We start from the raw sequence: 16,523 nt of genomic DNA on the forward strand, positions 1-16,523 counted from the left end.
GCTATCTTCTCCTTGCTCAAATTCATTTAGGATTGCTAACTTTTCTGCACCGCTATATTGACTCTTTTTGGGCATGAAAATACTCCCCTTTCGGCAACAGGTTTTTTTATTTCTCCTGTCTACCTATTGGGGAGCATATCAAAGTGCGGCGGTTATTTTAATCCCGTAGACCTGGGCTAACCGTTTTCCGGTTAGGCAGTCTGGAGGGCTGGCGTGCTACCAACACGTCAGTCCTTTTCTTATATTATACCCATTGAAATAAAAATATGCAACCGGTCAGGAAAAATCATTACCCGCAATAAAATAAATTATGGGAACTGTATAACATCTAGCTCCTGCCGAATAAAACATGTTCCGTTGTATTGCTGGCAGCCATATCAGACGGCTTACCATGGGCAGCCACGAAACCCCTGGAGGCTGCCGTAATTAGGGCCGATTTAGAGACAATGAAGCTTCTTATGGGAGGTAGGATGAACAATGTGTGATTCGACAAAGCAGCAGAGCAATCCATTTTCTACTGGAGGGGGCGGTGGAAATTTTGAAACACGTGTTCAAGCTGCCTTTATTGTTCTAATGCTTACCAGTAAGATTTCTCCCTGTTTGCCAGCTTGGCCAATAGTAAAATTAAAGCTTCAAGGACATTATGCTGGTTTTAATATCGATGATTTTATTGCATTTGTTCAATGTCCTCACACTGGTAGCGAAGCAAAATTGTTAGCTCAAATCAAACACAATTAGGTCACAGAAGGAGACACTGTTTTAAACGAAGTGATTCGGGCTGCATGGCATGATTTGCAAGCAAGCCATTGATGCTGCGCAGTCAGAGGTCAATGGCTTTTTTGCTGGATTTAGTGCTCCATCAGACGCACAAGCTGCTGACGGTGAGAATTGCTAGATGATTTAGTAGCACGAAAGCGAATTATCTATCATAGGCATTCCTGAATAAAGCCCGCCAAATCGGCGGGCTTTATTCAGATTAGTACTCTCGGTGGAGGGGGGGCCGCCACAGATTCGCTATTTGTATTGCATGGACAACCTGCTTATGCGTATAGGCCATACCTATTGGACTAACAGTAAGGAATTTAAGAACGATCGTTCATCCGCTCTGACTGATCAAGTTCTAAGATCAGTCCAATCCCTTCTTCTTAAGAAACTTGGAGAGTTCGTCGGCGATTTCGACATTGTTCAGGTCTGAGAAGGGAAAGTGTGTATTGCCATGAATGCCAATTTCGGGCAAATGAACTACCGTTGCATCACCGCCATGACGGTTCACGGCATCCGCCCAAAGTCTCGCCATTGCCAGACGTACACGCCAATTATCCTGGCTCGGATTTGCCGAAGGCTGCTCTGGAATATTGTCGCCGTAATAAATGACGATCGGAATTTTTGTGAGCTTCATAAAATCTGACAAAGGCACACTAGACGCCTCTAGCGGGCCAGCGGAACTAGGCATTGGCGATGGAACTTCGCCTTCCGGGAAGATGAAGCCGCTGCCAGGTTCATAGGCAACGACGGCGCGGACATTTTGGTTCTTGATAGCCGTGATCCAGCCTGGACCTCCACCTTGTGAGTGAGTGACGAGAATTCCTGGACCGACTTTGTCAAATAGCGCGGAAACTGAGTCAGAGATCACACCGGCATCGTAGGGACCCGTGTTGGGCGTCATCTGACGAAAGTACTGATTCAAGGATTCCTGGTCACGTGGAAACTGCACGCCCGGATAGAAATCAGGCCAGTTGCCGATGCGGAACATACCGTACCAAAACTGGTCGTCGGGCGTAGGCGTAATTGTCATTGGCAGAGTACTACGTCCTGCTTCGCCGCGACGTGGTTGGTCGATTAAGTAGACCCCGAAGCCGCGACGCAGAAAAATGTTTTGAAATCCCTCACGTCCGTCCGGCGTACTTTCCCAGGTCCTCGCAGATTGCCCGGCGCCGTGCAGGAACATGAGAGGAAGTTTGCGAGCCTTCGCTGGGATCTGATAGAATACAGAAGCATGATCACCGTGGAGAGTCTGTCCCTCAGGCGTCCTTTTGATTGGGTCAAAAGTGCCGGGATTGCTGATTACGGTTCCACCCACTGAGAAACTACCCTGCTCTTGGATGGTCAGTGGTTTAGGTTTGCCGCTGTCGGCCGCCATTGCGCTTCCTGACCATATCATGCTGGCGGAAAGCAAGAGGGCAGCAAATAGTTTTCGATACGTCATTCTGAAACCTCCTTTTACAAAATTTAAGCTTTCTTTGTTAGTGGTATCGAGCTTGACGCGAATACGTCAATTTTTTGTTTAGCATAGAAAACTTGTTCATTCCCGAATGAAATTGGTATAGATATTTTCTTCTTTTGCGGGGAGTGGCACGCCAGCCTTCATGCCAGCTTCTTTACATTTCAGGAACCAGGCCATATTTCTTGCTAGTACGCGCATGGTCTGCAGTCCTTCCAAATCTTGCTTCACCTCTTCCGGCGTAGCACCATGAACCATATTCCAATAACGCGACGAGATAACAGGCATCTCCGATATAGTGAAATATTTGTTGAGCTGGTCAAAAGTAGCGGTTGTCCCGGCCCTTCTGGCGGATACAACAGCTGCAGCCGGCTTTAAATAAAAGGACTGCCGGCCGGCAAGCAAGTCTGTATAAAATGCACGATCCATGAAGGAAGTAATCGCACCACTTGCAGCCGCATAATGCACAGGCGAACCAAACACAAAGCCGTCTGCATTTGCCGCAATAGCAAGAAAATCGTTGACTCTATCATTAAAAACGCATTGTTTCTTTTCGACGCAGGACTTACAGGCAATGCAGCCTGGCAGCGGCTTATTGCCAATCCAGAAGAGATCCGCGCCGATACCTTCTTTTTCCAAAGTAGTCGCTACTTCCATAAGCGCCGTGTACGTGCAACCTTTTTCGTGGGGACTGCCGTTAATCAGCAATACTTTCATTTTTTTCACTCCTTTATTAAATGACAGGGCGGATATTGTGTCCGTAAGCACTTTATTTTCCTACCCGTTTAGCCGCGTCAGCCATGGCTCGATTTTATTCGCATCATTAGCCGTAAGTCCCTCTAGGATGGTTGCATTGGGGCAGAGGCTCTTGATGGCGTCCATGCTTTCCGCGATATCACTGCTGTAGCTTGTACAGAAGGGAATGACCGTCTTACCGGAAAGATCATAGGCTTCCAGGAAGGTGTAAATCGGCATGGGAGCTGTGTGCCACCAGATGGGATACCCTATAAAAATCACATCATAGTTAGCCATATTGTTTACTTTAGTCGAAAGCGCTGGTCTGGCATTTGTTTCTTTTTCCTTTTTGGCAACTTCGACGCTTTCATCGTAGCCTGTCGGGTACGCTGTTACTGTCTTAATCTCATGCATGTCACCACCAACAAGATTGTGGATTTGTTCAGCGGCTCTGCGCGTGTTTCCGCTATGGGAAAAATAGGCTACAAGAATTTTTTTACCTTTGCTATTCGCAGCTTTGTCTTCCAAAGTCTTGGCACTTGACGCAGTATCTTTGTCTGTGACACTTGCTGCCGCCTGTTTTGGGAAAACGGTTGAATTTATAGTATTGTTGCTGCTGCTGGCAGTCAGAGAGAAAATCATAAGGCTGGACATAATCAAGAGTAAGAGCTTCTTCATTCTATTCTCCTATCCGTTATTTATAAGATTTCTCATAGATTGCAATGCAGTCTTCTTTTGTCAACTGTATACGGTCGCAGGCGAAGAGTCCGCCCATCGGACCCAGCGCATTATCGGCCATTTTCGGAAATTCATCCGGCGTAATGCCATAGTCGCTCATCTTCAAATCCGCTACGCCGCAGTCCTCTAAGAGCTTTTCGAGCACCGTGATGAAATCCAGCGGATTTTCGGCATCCTCCATGCCCATGGCTTTAGCCATCCGGATGAAGCGGTCATCACATACATGCTGCTCGATGATGTTCGTAAAATAGGCACGGCTGAGCATGATGAGGCCTGCGCCATGGGGCAGATTTTCATGATAAGCCGATAAAGCATGTTCCAGAGAATGCTGGCTGGAAGTCGTGCCGACGCACATGACCGTCCCGGACAGGATATTCCCGAAAGCCACATGTTCTCTGGCCTCCATATCATTGCCGTCCTTGACCGCGCGAGCCAAATAGCGTCCAACGTTTTCGATCGCTGTGATGGCATACATATCGCTCATGAGGTTGGCAAATTTGGAAACATAGCCTTCCAAACTATGGCTCAGCGCATCAAAGCCCTGATAAGCGGTAAACGACGGCGGTACGCTCTTCATCAGCTCCGTATCCTCGATACAGAGCTTCGGGAAAAGCGCCGGCGTCTTGATGCCGACTTTCTCGTTCGTTGCCGGATTTGTAATTACACAGCCTGCATCCGCTTCGGAGCCTGTTCCCGCCGTCGTGCTGATGGCGACAATCGGCAGCGGCTCATTGTCAATCGGTTTTTTCTTGCCGGTGCCACTGGCGACATAATCCCAGAGATCGCCGTCGTTTACCGCCATAATGGCAATTGCCTTGGCCGAGTCGATGCAGCTGCCGCCGCCAAGAGCAACCACGAAATCACAGCCATTTTCCCTGGCAAAAGCAGCGCCTTCCATCACGGTGCCCTTCACCGGATTCGGCTGCACCTTATCAAACACAACAGATTCCACGCCAGCCAGGCGAAGCTGCTCTTCCGTTCGCGTCAAATAGCCGTTGGCTCTGGTTGACTTGCCGTTAGAAATCACAATCATCGCTTTTTTGCCCGGCAGCTCCTGTTTGTGAAGTTCACTCAGCATTCCTGCACCAAATAAAATTTTTGTAGGGACATACATAGTGAAACTCATCGTTTCAAACATCTCCTTTGATTTCTATTCTGCACTGAATTTTTGCTTAATGTATCTTGATTAGTTTTGGTTGTTAAAATTGAGTCACACATGGCATCATGTTATCTGGAATTTAATCACCGCATGTTTGGTGCCTCAGGCGACTAAAGCCGAACGAGACAGCCGCGACACAAAGCGCAACTGTGGCCGCTGCGGCTCCGATCCAACTAACGATCAGGATTGACGAACCACCCACGGCGATTCCACCGATGCCGGCGCCAGCGGCAAAGCCAAGCTGCACGAAGGAACTGTTCAGACTCAGCATGATGCCGGAGGCTTCCGGAGCGAGCGAGACGATGTTAATGCTCTGGGTCAGTCCAAATATCCAGGCTGAAGTTGCCCAGAGCATGATCAGCATGATGGTAACGATTACTGAACCAGAGGTGACGGACACGAACGCGAGGGAGAACACCTGACCGGCCATACTGCCGAGGAGCGTGCGAGGAATGCCGAACCGATCCGCCAAGAAACCGCCAAGCTTGGAACCTATCAAGCTCGCGATGCCCAAAGCGAAGAGAATGCTGCTCATTTCCTGTTCACTCATCGGCCTGACAGCTGCCAGGAAGGGCGTGATAAACGTATTGACTACCGAATAACTGATAAACACAAAGAGTGTCATGCCAAGGGCAGCCGCTATATTCGGCTTCTTTAAGAGGGCAAATTGCTTGCCGAGAGGAGCCGGCGTTTCGCCTGACATGGCTGGAAGCAACCGGGCGATCGCTAAACTTCCCAGCAAACTGAGAAAGCCGATACCCCAAAAGATTGTCTGCCAATCATACGCTGCCGTAATGACACGGCCAATCGGGACGCCAAATACCAATGAGGCACTAAAGCCCATGGATATGTTGGACATTGCTTCGCCCTGGTGTCCGGGAGAAGCCAGCCTCGCCGTTATCGCATAGGCAGTGACGACGAAGACTCCTGTTCCGACCCCGAGTATGACGCGAGAAGCCATTAGGAAACCGAAGCCCGGAAGGGCGAGCGTCGCAACGATGCCGAGTAAAAAGATCGTGAGAGCTAGCAGCAGTTGCCTGCGCCGATCCATCTTCGCCGTCGCTACCATGACAATGGGCGTGCCGATCGCGCTGGCGAGTGCGAAGGCGGTAATCAGTTGTCCTGCTGTTGCTACCGATACGCCGGCGGAAGTAGCGACTTTATCCAAAATGCCCACGATAACGAATTGTGATGTGCCAATCAAGAAGCTGATCATAGTCAGCAAATAAATTCTCCATGTATTACTCATGATGTTCTGTCTGCTCCTATATCATTTGCTAAAGTAATTCATAGTAAAGCTATGAACAACTTCAGTACCTTTATTATGCGCCAAATAAAACATTGACTGCTATCTCATTCATACCAAATGATTGCCTAATCCTATTTATCATATTACGCAACAGCTGAATATCCATGCGAATTGTGGATCAGTCATTTTCATTAATACTGGAAGCCGCATAAATCAAAAGTCTACTTTCTTCATTAATTAAATACCAATTCCCTTATCCAACGCCTCTTTCATTGCTTTGTTTCCTTGGATATCACCTTTTTGCCATGCACCAGCACCATAGATAAGCCCTCTGATCTTAGCCCCCGGCAAACAATCGGTAAATCCACGAAGACCATCCATCGTACGCTCCATAGAAGCTTTTTCGTCAGCCGCCGTTGCGATGAAGTAAAATTCCTTGTTACGAATTTCTGTATAACGTGGTAGTGTGCGGTCGATCAGGGTTTTGAGCTGTCCATTCATCGTATAAAAATAAACGGGCGTCGCAAGGACAATCACATCGGCAGCCACTATCTTATCAAGAATAGCGGACATATCATCCCTCTGTATACAAGTGCCTGTTGCTTTACAGGCATAGCAGGCCATACAGGAACCAATTGCCTGGTTATGCACATAGATTTTTTCTGCCGTATTTCCGGAGGCTTCTGCTCCTTTGATAAATTGATCGCATAGCGTATCGGAATTCCCCCCTATTCGAGGACTTGCTGATAATACGAGTATATTTTTTGGCATTTTTAATTCCTTCTTTCTTTCGTTTATTTACTAAATCTACCGTTATTTTCTCGGCTCCGCACTGTCAGATGGCCGCCTGATATTATTGGAAGCCATATGCTCTTCCCAAAATTGAACCGCTGCCTCCAGCCATCCCTCCGCCGATGTGCCAATGCCAAGTCCGAAACCATGGCCGATATTCGGATACTGGCGAAACTCAACATCAACACCTGCATCGCTTAAAGCATTCGCACGTCTTTTCATAAGTGCCGGATTGGCAATCCGATCGTTTTCGCCAACGGCAACAAAGGTCGGCGGATCTTCCTTGGTATAAGTCGAGTGACCGGTATAAGCCATGACTACCGTGGGCGGTTTTGGAAGCCCGTAATAGCCAAAGCCAGAAGGACCATAAGAACCGATATTCGCTGCCATCCTTGCCCCTGCAGAACTGCCCCATACAGAGTAATCTTCTGTAGCAACATTCAACAATTCCGCATTTCTAAATATATAAGAAATGGCGGCTGCCAAATCCTCGCAGGCGGTTTTCTCGCTGCCTACACGATATTGGATTACAAAGGCATTGTATCCTTTTTGACTCAACTTTATGGCGTGAGGAAAGCCTTCGTGGACAGAGCCCACATAAGAAAAACCACCGCCAGGACACACCACGGCAAAGGGGGCCCCCTGTTCGCCCTTGAAGAAAAACAGGCCTGTAGATTTTTTGCTTGAATCATCTTGTACTTGCTGAACCGTATAGAAATGATAGAATATTTTATCTCCATCATGGACTTTGTCTATCATGTAGTTAATGGTATCTACTACCGTTTCGGGATCAACATTGTTGTGATAAGGAAGAAGCGAACCAACACGATTCAGTTGCATATTTTCATCATAATACCCTCGGTCTAATGGCAGTATAAATCGGCCAAATCCTTCAAACGCGGGATGCTTCACGATGTCAGAAATGGTATTATTGACTTTTACATGGGCATACTTGCTCTTGTCATTCATGTTCTTTCCTTCATATGAACTTTTAATGCTAATTGATTCGGGCATAACTTTTGCCTCCTCCATAGAAGTATCGATAACAGCATCGCTTTTCTCACAACCGGAATAAACCATCATCAAACCGAAAAAGAGACTACCTGATATGATCCAGCTAACAAAATTCATTTCCACACACCTCCCTAGCACCTGTAACCAGAGATGTAAGCTTTGTCACCTTCATTATGCAACTAATCGGCAAACAACTGGTATCTCATTTATACTAAATAATTGCCTAATCCTATCGCAGCTAGTTGCAAGCAGCTAAATGTGTATTATAATAGACTTACTCAAGGCTGAAAAAACAGGAGGATCTTATGTCTGAATCAATAGATAAGCAGCAGGATGAGCTCGCCAAAGTCATTGAACGATATTCCGGCCGGGACGGTGTTCATGCGACTGCTATTCCGTCTTTATTTTTTAACCGCCAGACTGCGATTACCGGACCCGTTTACGGAGTTTTCAAGCCGTCCTTATGCATTGTCGTTCAGGGCGCAAAGGACGTATGGCTGGCCCAGGAGCGCTTTCGGTACAGTCCTGCCGATTACCTTGTTGCATCCATTGACGTGCCCGTTATCGGCCAGGTTGTGGAAGCCGCCCCCGACCTTCCGTATCTGTCTCTCAAGCTGGAATTTACTCCAAGGCAAGTCATGGATGTTCTCAGTAATTTAGAGACTCGCATTGACTCGAAAGAAAATTCTAGTCACGCTATTTTTGTCAGCCGGATTGAGACCTCTTTGTTGGATGCGGTAATCAGGCTGGTTCGTTTGCTGGACAATCCCGCGGATATCCCGGTACTTGCTCCTCTCGTTACGAAGGAAATTCTCTATCGGGTTCTGCAGGGACAGCATGGGGGAAAATTGGAACAGATTGCCATCGAAGGAAGCTATACCTATCGAATTAGCAACGTCATTGAACGACTCATGCATCGCTATGATCAGTCTTTTCGGATTGAAGATCTTGCGGAAATAGCAAATATGAGTGTTTCTTCCTTTCATCGCCACTTTAAAGAGGTAACCGCCATGAGTCCTCTTCAGTTCCAGAAACAACTGCGCCTACACGAAGCAAGGCGCTTGCTGTTATCCGAGTCAGCCGACGCCGCTGAGGTTGCATTTCGGGTAGGCTACGAAAGTCCATCGCAATTCAGCCGGGAATATTCCCGCATGTTTGGCCTTCCGCCGAAAGAAGATATGAAGCGCGTGAAAGCCAATTATAACCAACCGATAGATGCATAGAAATCATTCGGGGGAGTGCAATTTTTACTGCACTCCCCCGAATGGTTTTTAACGATTGATACAATCAGGCAATCATTTGAGAGAAATGGGATAACAGTCTCTATTCCAGGTAGGGCATAATAAGGTTGAGTGAAAACACTCTAAATAATGAGACGCATCTGGATAAATTAGGAGGACATATGAATAAGAAAACTTTAACGCTTGTTTTAGCTTTGATTATTATGGTATTCAGTTTGGCGGGATGCGGCAGCAGTAAAAATCAGTCCAACAATAGCTCGCAGCCGCAGCCTTCCAGTACCGAGCAAAGCAAGACAACATCTCCCCTTGCCAAAGCTTCAGCTGCAAATAAAGATGGCAAGAAAACTCTGTTAGTGTACTTTTCCATGCCGGAAACGACTAATCCCAATAATATGACCCAGGAAGAAGCAAACAGCACGGTAGTCATCAACGGTGAAGTTTTAGGCAACACACAATATGTGGCGTATTTGATTCAGAAAAATACCGGCGCCGATATCTTCCGTATTGAACCGAAAACGCCATATCCTACTAATCACAGAACACTGGTAGATTTGGCTAAGGCAGAACAGAATAATAAAGCAAGACCGGAGCTTGCGGCAAAAGTAGAGAACCTTGGACAGTATGATGTGATTTTTCTGGGATACCCCAACTGGTGGGGCGACATGCCGATGATTTTGTACTCTTTCCTTGAAAGTCATAATCTGTCCGGCAAAACCATTATTCCGTTCAATACCCACGGAGGAAGCGGGTTTTCTAATACGGTGAGCACCATTGCCGCATTACAGCCGAACACCAATGTTATTAAAAACGGCTTTACTGTTTCCAGAAATACCGTGCAGAATTGTGCGGATGATGTTGCTGCATGGGTGAAGGAATTAGGGTATTAATGCCATGAGAAAAGCAATGGCATCCATGCTGGTGCTGGGACTAATGAGCTTGCTAGCCGCCTGTGGCTTGGCGGCTAATACCCCACCACCGGCAAGGCCGCCTTCTGACGACCCAAGAAACTCCCGGTATCTCGAACACCACCAAGAGTGATGCTTCCACAGTTCCGATAAGAATTAAGATCACGGCCGGAAACACTGTTATGTACGCCACGATGAAAGACAACCGGACAGCGCAGGAATTTGTCGAATTGTTGCCACTGAAGTTGAAAGCCTTTGACCGTATTGGCCTTGTGAAGTCCACTGTGCTGCCACATTCAATTTCTGAGGATGGCGAACGCACCAGGAAGTACGCTCTCGGCTCCATATTCTATTGGCCAGAAGGTCCGGAGGTGGCCTTTTGCTACAGCGATCATTTGCCGAAAACCGTCGTTGATATTATCCATATCGGTATGATTGAATCAGGAGTTGAGCACTTCCGAAACTATACCGGAGATATTCTGGTTGAGTTGGCAAACGAAGTACCTGTGCAAGCTGAACCGGAGGAGCAGTGAGATAAAAAAGAGCCTTTCCGACAGAACCTACTGTCCATAGAAAGCCTGCCGCAAAAGATACGGCAGGCTTTCTCAAAAGAATAGCGTTCAAGGAGAAACTGTAAAGATGAAGCCAAAAACAATCTGTAAAATTGCAATTGATTTCTTTTTGACAGTAGGCTTATTGTTGCTTATGGCATACGAGCTTATAGGAGAAGCCGCCCACGAATGGATCGGCGCAGGTATGTTCTTGCTGTGTATCCTCCACCATATCCTGAATTGGAATTGGATCAGCCATTTGCCGAAAGGCAACTATACCGCATATCGTATTTTGCAGACAATAGTTACGGCTTTCGTTTTTCTGTCAATGGTTGGGCTTATGATCAGCGGCATTATTCTATCCCGCCATGTGTTTGCTTTTCTGCCCATAAGCGACGACCAAGCTTTTGCAAGAACTCTGCATATGCTCTGCGCTTATTGGGGCTTTGTGCTAATGTCGGTGCATATGGGCCTTCATTTAAACATGTTGATGGGTGTCATGAGGAAGGTCATACATATCGCCAAGCCGTCCGTGCCTCGAACCATATTTTTACGCACAACTGGTTTGCTGATTGCCGCTTATGGTATGTACGCTTTTTTTCAGCGGCAAATCGGCTCGTATCTTTTTTTACAAAACCAGTTTGTATTCTTTGATTTTAACGAACCGCTGACTGCCTTTTTCGCAGACTATCTTGCCATAATGGGATTGTTCGCCTGCATAGGTTATTATGTTTCTAAATTGCTTCGGCCCCAAGGCCAACGATAATTCACATGAATCAAATCCCCATGCCCTTATCCAACGCTCTTTTATTGCTTTGTTTCCTTGGATATCACCTTTTTGCCATGCACCGGCACCATAGATAAGCCCTCTGATCTTAGCACCTGGCAAACAATCGGTAAATCCACGAAGACCATCCATCGTACGCTCCATAGAAGCTTTTTCGTCAGCCGCCGTTGCGATGAAGTAAAATTCCTTGTTACGAAGGACTCTAAGAGAGGGTATTACGAACTCTATTCTGGGATTCGTAACTTACTCTATTCCGAGAGATAGAAATATAAAAAAGGAGACGAGAAAGAAATGGAAACACCAGATGACCATCGAGACAAAAAATCAAAGGATTTTTCTAGGCGTAATTTTTTGAAGGCTGCCGGCAGCACAATTGCATTAGCAGCAATTCCTTCGTTCTTTCAGGTGTCTGCAAATGCGCAGGAAAGCGGGCAGAGACAGGTGACCTGGGATGGATCACATGCAGTTTCGCACCATGATCCAAGTAAGCCCAATGTGTATTTCACACGGGACTTAAGCCCAGAAGGCGTACAAAAGATTTATGAAAAAATTAACGACGGCATTACCGGTAAAGTCGGGATTAAGCTTCATACGGGAGAGCCGCACGGACCGAATCTCCTGCCAATTGAGTACATTAAAAATCTGCAGAGCAAAATTCCGAACAGCGCCATTGTCGAATGCAACGTGATGTACAAAAGTCCGCGTCGGGAAACCAGGACACATCGTGAGATAATCAAAATCAATGGTTTTGACTTCTGTCCGGTCGACATCCTGGACGAGGACGGCGATATTATGCTGCCGACAGGCGCGAAAGAATTTCTCGATAAACAAGCAGATAATTTTGGAGGAAAATTTCCTTTCTCACCAGGAATTCATTTGCGGGAAATCGCGATAGGTAAACATGTACTAAACTATGATTCCCTGATTGTCTATACACATTTTAAAGGCCATGCAATGGGGGGCTTCGGTGGTTCTTTAAAAAACATCGGCATCGGTATGGCTTCTGGTAAAGTAGGCAAAAGAATGATTCATGGGGATGGCTTTCCAATCGGCAAAGAATTCTTGGAGCGAATGGTGGAATCCGGGAAAGCCACGACTGAGCACTTTAAAGGGCACATCACTTATATTAACGTTTTGAAAAATATTTCTGTTGACTGTGACTGTGCCGGATCTAGTGCTGCTAAACCAACTTGTGATGATATTGGTATTATTGGCTCGACAGATATTCTGGCGACTGACCAGGCGTGCGTGGACTTGATTTATCAATTGCCTGCTGATCAACGCCGCGATATCGTCGAACGCATTGAATCCCGCCTCGGCCTACATCAGCTCAAATATATGGAGACATTGGGCATGGGTAGTCGGGAATATAATCTGATAGAAATTTGATGTGTCTTTGATAACAAAAAATAGGCGTACAAAACGCCTATTTTTTGATTGGAATGACTTTCGCTCTTATAAAACTATGCTCGGTTCTTATTCATAGACGAGCATTTTCACAAATTCTGGATCATGATGTGAAAAGAACAGGCGCTCTGTTTCATATCTAACATAGCAACCTTAGTATTTGCTCCCATACTTTATTGCACCCAACTCCTACTTTTTAACATCAAGCCCTTTTTTGCAAGCCATGATGAAAGATGATCAGCAACCTGAACATTATTTAAATCTGCAAAAAGAAAATGCGTGTTTCCATGAATACCCTCAACCGGCAAATAAACGATGGTAACATCACCTCCATGGCTTTTACCACCTTAGCCCGCTTGCACAAGCTCTAGAAGGGCGTAAAACTTGCCAGCGCCTAAAAGACGCTGACATTTCTCACGCATATTCACGTGGAATGGACCGTACGGTTTAAAGGACTCCAGTTTGTACAATGCAGTCTAAACACAATAGGTTTACCAAATCAGGCCTTAGCGAGTTCTGCCGCTTATCACATTGTTCAGCACGCCGGTTGCATTATCGGCTTCCTGCTTGCCCACTCTCGTTTCAAGCACGGTTATCAGGCTCCTCAGCTGCGCTTCGGTCAGTCCTACATTCAATCCCACATTGAAATGGGAACGAAGCTGGTTATTGACGCCGTTCATGCTGGCCAAGGCCGAAATGGTCGCGATCTCCCTACTCTGGTAATCCAGATTATCGCGTCCGAAGATGTCCCCAAACAAATGTCCTTTTAGAAACTCATCAATGGCGGGAGCGAATGTATAGATTGCCCCGCTAGCGGGTGCACCTATCAGGCTTGTCTGAACTTCTGTTCCAAGTTCGATGCTGCTTTTGCCGGCAGGCAAAGGGCTCGCTTCCCTGCCCAATTCATCCTTGATACCTTTGGCTTCACGTTCTTTCATTACGTTCATGAAGGTATTGATTCCATTCAGACTGCGCGGAAATCCACAATAAGCGTACATCTGTACAAGAATTTCTTTAATTTCATTTACAGTCAATCCGGCATCCAAGCCTTCGTTTAACGCAGTTTTTAGCCTTTCTAAATCGCCTTTGGCGGTAAAAGCCGCAATTGTAACGATGCCTTGTTGTTTGACATTCAAGCCGGAATGAATTGTCGGCTGCGCCTGTGAAACAGCTGTCATACTAAATATGGAAAGGAAAATCCCTGTTAAAATTGCTGCTATTTTTTTCCTCATCAACCCGTCTCCTTTACTTTAAAACGGCAAGACTTTGATCTACCATTTATTGATTAACTCATATATTTCATGCCAAAAGGAGCAATGTATAAAATTATTCAATGTCATTGTATTGCTTATCCGTTACCTTCTCCAGCCATTCCACAGTTTTTCCATCAAGCACTCCCGAGAAAGCGAGATGGGTCATGGCTGTAGTTGGCGAGGCACCATGCCAATGCTTGACGCCAGGCGGACACCAGATCACATCACCTGGATGGATTTCTACTATCGGGCCACCCCATTCCTGTGTCAAACCAACCCCGGCTGTAACAAGCAGGCGCTGCCCAGACGGATGAATGTGCCAGTTAGACCGGGCTCCCGGCTCGAAGGTGACGTAAGAACCGGTAAACTGTGCCGCAGCGTTGGCTGAGAACAGGCGGTCAACACGGACATTACCTGTAAAATATTTTGCAGAAGCTTTTTCCGAAGGCTGCGAGCCAACACGAGTGATTGTTTGCGAACCTTTGGTTGTTTCGGCGGCTATTGCCTTTCCAGGGAAAACGGTTGCTGAAACGAGCAAAGCAAACGAGAGGATTACGGCTGTTAGTCGTCCCATTATTTTCTCTCCTTAAAGTCAGAGTCCATCCATGCTGTCGGTGGTTTCACACCGGCAGCATGGATGGCAATATGCCGGAACATGCAATTACAAATGTTTGCCATAGAACGCAGTCAATTTATCAATAGCCTGGTTCACATATTGCGGTACCCAATACGTCTGAATATGGGTTGCTCCCTTGATCAGGAACAATTCCTTGTCATTTGTGCCAGTTGCTGCTGCAAAGGCCTGTTCGGTCATATAGAAGGTATCCGCATTGCTGCCAGCCATCATCAGCAACGGCTGGTTGATCAGATCCATATTATTGGCCGCATCAAACCTGAATAAGTCAAGATTGCTGCTCACCGTATAGCGGAACGTGGAATTCGGATGTGCGTGCGTCTTACCATAGTACTCATAGCCGTCACTATACAAAGACGGCATTTGGGCAAGCTGTTCCTTACTCAGGTCCATATCCAGCATGTCCGGAGTATATTGTACTTCACCGCCGGCAACTTCCTGAGCTCTGGCCGCCGAAGCTTGCTGCAAACGCTGTTGAATGGTAGCCGTCTGAGAAGACAGGAAACCGTTACGGCGGACAATGCCCGAATTGAACATGCTGAGCGTTGCCACCGCTTTGAACCGCTTGTCAGTTTGCGCTGCCTTCAGTGTGTAGCCGCCACCGCCGCAAATTCCCAGGATTCCCAGGCTCTCAGCATCAACTCCCGGGTAAGAAGAAATGACATCTGCCATACCATGAATGTCTTCCACCCGATAGGCCGGTTTATCAACATTGCGCGGGTACCCGCCGCTTGCTCCCTGGAAAGAGGCATCTGCCGCAATGGTGATATAGCCTTTTTCGGCCATGCGCTGTGCATAAAGACCCGCTACCTGTTCCTTGACTCCGCCATTAGGATGCGCGACAACAAGTGCCGGATATTTTTTCTCGCTTTCCTCATCATAGCCTGCCGGCGTATACACATTGGCCGAAATCTTTATGCCATTCAAATCATAAGTGATTGGATGAATATTCACCTGACCTGGGACATTCCGGGTAATTGCTCCCTGATAAACCAGACCAAACGGATTTTCATTCGGGCTTTTGATTGTGCTTGGATCTACTTCCTGAAAGGCTCTTTTTTCCATTGTCACAGCGGGATGAATGCCTCGCTGTACCTGCTGTGCACTGACTTCCTGCCCACCATACCCGGTGACCATCAGCCCCAATGCTAGCATTGCTATACTTACCTTTAATTTCAAGCTCATAAAAAATCCTTCTTTCTTCTTAGAATTGCCGTTGCCAAAATGCCACAGCTTTATCCTGCCAGCCCTCGGCAGACCCCGAGATCATCACCATTATGTAGAGAAAGATTTAAGTCAGTATTTCTTGGAAGTCCTTTATTCTATCGTACCAATATCCCCCTTTCATTGTGAAACAAGCTTGATTGTCCTTAGTATATACTAGGAGAAAAGGCGACTGATATCTCAATAGTATCAAATGATTGCCGAATTCTCTCACAAGTATTTATCCGAGCCGCTTTCTGCTGATATAAATTCAATCTACAGTGAATATTTCAGAGTGAATAATCCAGAGCAAATGAGCCATGGTTCTGGTAAAAGAGCACCCTATCTCCGGAGTTTGAGAGCCACCATTCCGGAATAAGATCCACTGGCAAAAGGCTTCGTTAGAATCTAACTATGCGTGGAATTTCTACACACAGTTTTTCTCCAGGCGACTGCGGTAAACCAATCAGCTTCATGGATGTGGTCTGTCGCAAAGCCCCATTGTTCGAAATACGAGCCTACACCTAAGCCGCAGATCACCTGTTTAATTTTAGGCTTCAAGTACGCCTTTTTCTTTTGACAGTTAATGCGACAATCAAAGTGAATAAACTTCAATATAAAATAGCAAATAAAA

General features: G+C 46.5%; 17 protein-coding genes. 7 read left to right on the top strand and 10 right to left on the bottom strand.

The window, feature by feature from the left end; all coding sequences use genetic code 11:
- Positions 1 to 477: 477 nt before the first annotated feature.
- Positions 478 to 738: a hypothetical protein gene (locus tag VN447_RS03805; protein WP_325522985.1), complete on the top strand. Its 261-nt coding sequence runs from the start codon at positions 478 to 480 to the stop codon at positions 736 to 738.
- A 388-nt stretch (positions 739 to 1,126) separates the two neighbouring features.
- Here the strand turns inward: VN447_RS03805 and VN447_RS03810 are convergent, their stop codons facing one another.
- The 7 genes from VN447_RS03810 to VN447_RS03840 form a co-directional block, all read right to left on the bottom strand.
- On the bottom strand, positions 1,127 to 2,206 hold the full coding sequence (locus tag VN447_RS03810; RefSeq protein WP_325522987.1) for an alpha/beta fold hydrolase: 1,080 nt from the start codon (positions 2,204 to 2,206) through the stop codon (positions 1,127 to 1,129).
- A gap of 96 nt (positions 2,207 to 2,302) precedes the next feature.
- On the bottom strand, positions 2,303 to 2,938 hold the full coding sequence (locus VN447_RS03815; protein WP_325522989.1) for a flavodoxin family protein: 636 nt from the start codon (positions 2,936 to 2,938) through the stop codon (positions 2,303 to 2,305).
- A 60-nt stretch (positions 2,939 to 2,998) separates the two neighbouring features.
- Positions 2,999 to 3,634 (bottom strand): flavodoxin, encoded by a 636-nt coding sequence (locus tag VN447_RS03820; protein WP_325522991.1) that lies wholly within the window; start codon positions 3,632 to 3,634, stop codon positions 2,999 to 3,001.
- A gap of 16 nt (positions 3,635 to 3,650) precedes the next feature.
- Complete coding sequence (locus VN447_RS03825) at positions 3,651 to 4,820, bottom strand: iron-containing alcohol dehydrogenase (protein ID WP_325522993.1); 1,170 nt, start codon at positions 4,818 to 4,820, stop codon at positions 3,651 to 3,653.
- Between the two features lie 112 nt (positions 4,821 to 4,932).
- Positions 4,933 to 6,102, bottom strand: a complete 1,170-nt coding sequence (locus tag VN447_RS03830) for an MFS transporter (protein WP_325522995.1) — start codon at positions 6,100 to 6,102, stop codon at positions 4,933 to 4,935.
- 237 nt (positions 6,103 to 6,339) lie between these two features.
- Positions 6,340 to 6,873, bottom strand: coding sequence for a flavodoxin family protein (locus tag VN447_RS03835; RefSeq protein ID WP_325522997.1), 534 nt, complete (start codon positions 6,871 to 6,873; stop codon positions 6,340 to 6,342).
- Positions 6,874 to 6,915: 42 nt separating this feature from the next.
- Positions 6,916 to 8,025 (bottom strand): alpha/beta hydrolase, encoded by a 1,110-nt coding sequence (locus VN447_RS03840; protein WP_325522999.1) that lies wholly within the window; start codon positions 8,023 to 8,025, stop codon positions 6,916 to 6,918.
- 188 nt (positions 8,026 to 8,213) lie between these two features.
- Between VN447_RS03840 and VN447_RS03845 the strand changes: the two genes are divergently transcribed.
- The 6 genes from VN447_RS03845 (at position 8,214) to VN447_RS03870 (ending at position 12,781) form a co-directional block, all read left to right on the top strand.
- The gene (locus VN447_RS03845) at positions 8,214 to 9,131 is read left to right on the top strand and encodes an AraC family transcriptional regulator (RefSeq protein ID WP_325523001.1); all 918 of its coding nucleotides are present in this window, start codon (positions 8,214 to 8,216) and stop codon (positions 9,129 to 9,131) included.
- 179 nt (positions 9,132 to 9,310) lie between these two features.
- Entirely contained in the window at positions 9,311 to 10,036 is a 726-nt protein-coding gene (locus VN447_RS03850; RefSeq protein WP_325523003.1) for a flavodoxin, read from the top strand.
- A 4-nt stretch (positions 10,037 to 10,040) separates the two neighbouring features.
- Positions 10,041 to 10,187: a hypothetical protein gene (locus VN447_RS03855; protein WP_325523069.1), complete on the top strand. Its 147-nt coding sequence runs from the start codon at positions 10,041 to 10,043 to the stop codon at positions 10,185 to 10,187.
- A gap of 28 nt (positions 10,188 to 10,215) precedes the next feature.
- Entirely contained in the window at positions 10,216 to 10,587 is a 372-nt protein-coding gene (locus tag VN447_RS03860) for a cyclophilin-like fold protein (protein WP_325523065.1), read from the top strand.
- Between the two features lie 106 nt (positions 10,588 to 10,693).
- Complete coding sequence (locus VN447_RS03865) at positions 10,694 to 11,371, top strand: DUF4405 domain-containing protein (RefSeq protein WP_325523005.1); 678 nt, start codon at positions 10,694 to 10,696, stop codon at positions 11,369 to 11,371.
- A gap of 312 nt (positions 11,372 to 11,683) precedes the next feature.
- Positions 11,684 to 12,781, top strand: a complete 1,098-nt coding sequence (locus VN447_RS03870; RefSeq protein ID WP_325523006.1) for a DUF362 domain-containing protein — start codon at positions 11,684 to 11,686, stop codon at positions 12,779 to 12,781.
- 524 nt (positions 12,782 to 13,305) lie between these two features.
- On the opposite strand, the gene VN447_RS03875 is transcribed toward VN447_RS03870, so the two are convergent.
- From VN447_RS03875 to VN447_RS03885, 3 genes are all read right to left on the bottom strand, one after another.
- Entirely contained in the window at positions 13,306 to 14,031 is a 726-nt protein-coding gene (locus tag VN447_RS03875; RefSeq protein WP_325523008.1) for a carboxymuconolactone decarboxylase family protein, read from the bottom strand.
- 94 nt (positions 14,032 to 14,125) lie between these two features.
- Complete coding sequence (locus VN447_RS03880; protein ID WP_325523010.1) at positions 14,126 to 14,626, bottom strand: (R)-mandelonitrile lyase; 501 nt, start codon at positions 14,624 to 14,626, stop codon at positions 14,126 to 14,128.
- A gap of 87 nt (positions 14,627 to 14,713) precedes the next feature.
- Positions 14,714 to 15,871, bottom strand: a complete 1,158-nt coding sequence (locus tag VN447_RS03885; protein ID WP_325523012.1) for an alpha/beta hydrolase — start codon at positions 15,869 to 15,871, stop codon at positions 14,714 to 14,716.
- Positions 15,872 to 16,523: the final 652 nt, after the last annotated feature.

It is taken from the genome of Sporomusa sp. (assembly GCF_035561155.1).
Lineage (GTDB): Bacteria > Bacillota > Negativicutes > Sporomusales > Sporomusaceae > Sporomusa.

Bases quoted from the DNA above. Each gene is read 5' to 3' on its own strand.
- VN447_RS03870 (WP_325523006.1), top strand. From the start codon at position 11,684: ATGGAAACACCAGATGACCATCGAGACAAAAAATCAAAGGATTTTTCT.
- VN447_RS03865 (WP_325523005.1), top strand. From the start codon at position 10,694: ATGAAGCCAAAAACAATCTGTAAAATTGCAATTGATTTCTTTTTGACA.
- VN447_RS03805 (WP_325522985.1), top strand. From the start codon at position 478: ATGTGTGATTCGACAAAGCAGCAGAGCAATCCATTTTCTACTGGAGGG.
- VN447_RS03830 (WP_325522995.1), bottom strand. From the start codon at position 6,102: ATGAGTAATACATGGAGAATTTATTTGCTGACTATGATCAGCTTCTTG.
- VN447_RS03815 (WP_325522989.1), bottom strand. From the start codon at position 2,938: ATGAAAGTATTGCTGATTAACGGCAGTCCCCACGAAAAAGGTTGCACG.
- VN447_RS03880 (WP_325523010.1), bottom strand. From the start codon at position 14,626: ATGGGACGACTAACAGCCGTAATCCTCTCGTTTGCTTTGCTCGTTTCA.
- VN447_RS03885 (WP_325523012.1), bottom strand. From the start codon at position 15,871: ATGAGCTTGAAATTAAAGGTAAGTATAGCAATGCTAGCATTGGGGCTG.
- VN447_RS03875 (WP_325523008.1), bottom strand. From the start codon at position 14,031: ATGAGGAAAAAAATAGCAGCAATTTTAACAGGGATTTTCCTTTCCATA.
- VN447_RS03825 (WP_325522993.1), bottom strand. From the start codon at position 4,820: ATGAGTTTCACTATGTATGTCCCTACAAAAATTTTATTTGGTGCAGGA.
- VN447_RS03840 (WP_325522999.1), bottom strand. From the start codon at position 8,025: ATGAATTTTGTTAGCTGGATCATATCAGGTAGTCTCTTTTTCGGTTTG.
- VN447_RS03850 (WP_325523003.1), top strand. From the start codon at position 9,311: ATGAATAAGAAAACTTTAACGCTTGTTTTAGCTTTGATTATTATGGTA.
- VN447_RS03855 (WP_325523069.1), top strand. From the start codon at position 10,041: ATGAGAAAAGCAATGGCATCCATGCTGGTGCTGGGACTAATGAGCTTG.
- VN447_RS03810 (WP_325522987.1), bottom strand. From the start codon at position 2,206: ATGACGTATCGAAAACTATTTGCTGCCCTCTTGCTTTCCGCCAGCATG.
- VN447_RS03835 (WP_325522997.1), bottom strand. From the start codon at position 6,873: ATGCCAAAAAATATACTCGTATTATCAGCAAGTCCTCGAATAGGGGGG.
- VN447_RS03845 (WP_325523001.1), top strand. From the start codon at position 8,214: ATGTCTGAATCAATAGATAAGCAGCAGGATGAGCTCGCCAAAGTCATT.
- VN447_RS03820 (WP_325522991.1), bottom strand. From the start codon at position 3,634: ATGAAGAAGCTCTTACTCTTGATTATGTCCAGCCTTATGATTTTCTCT.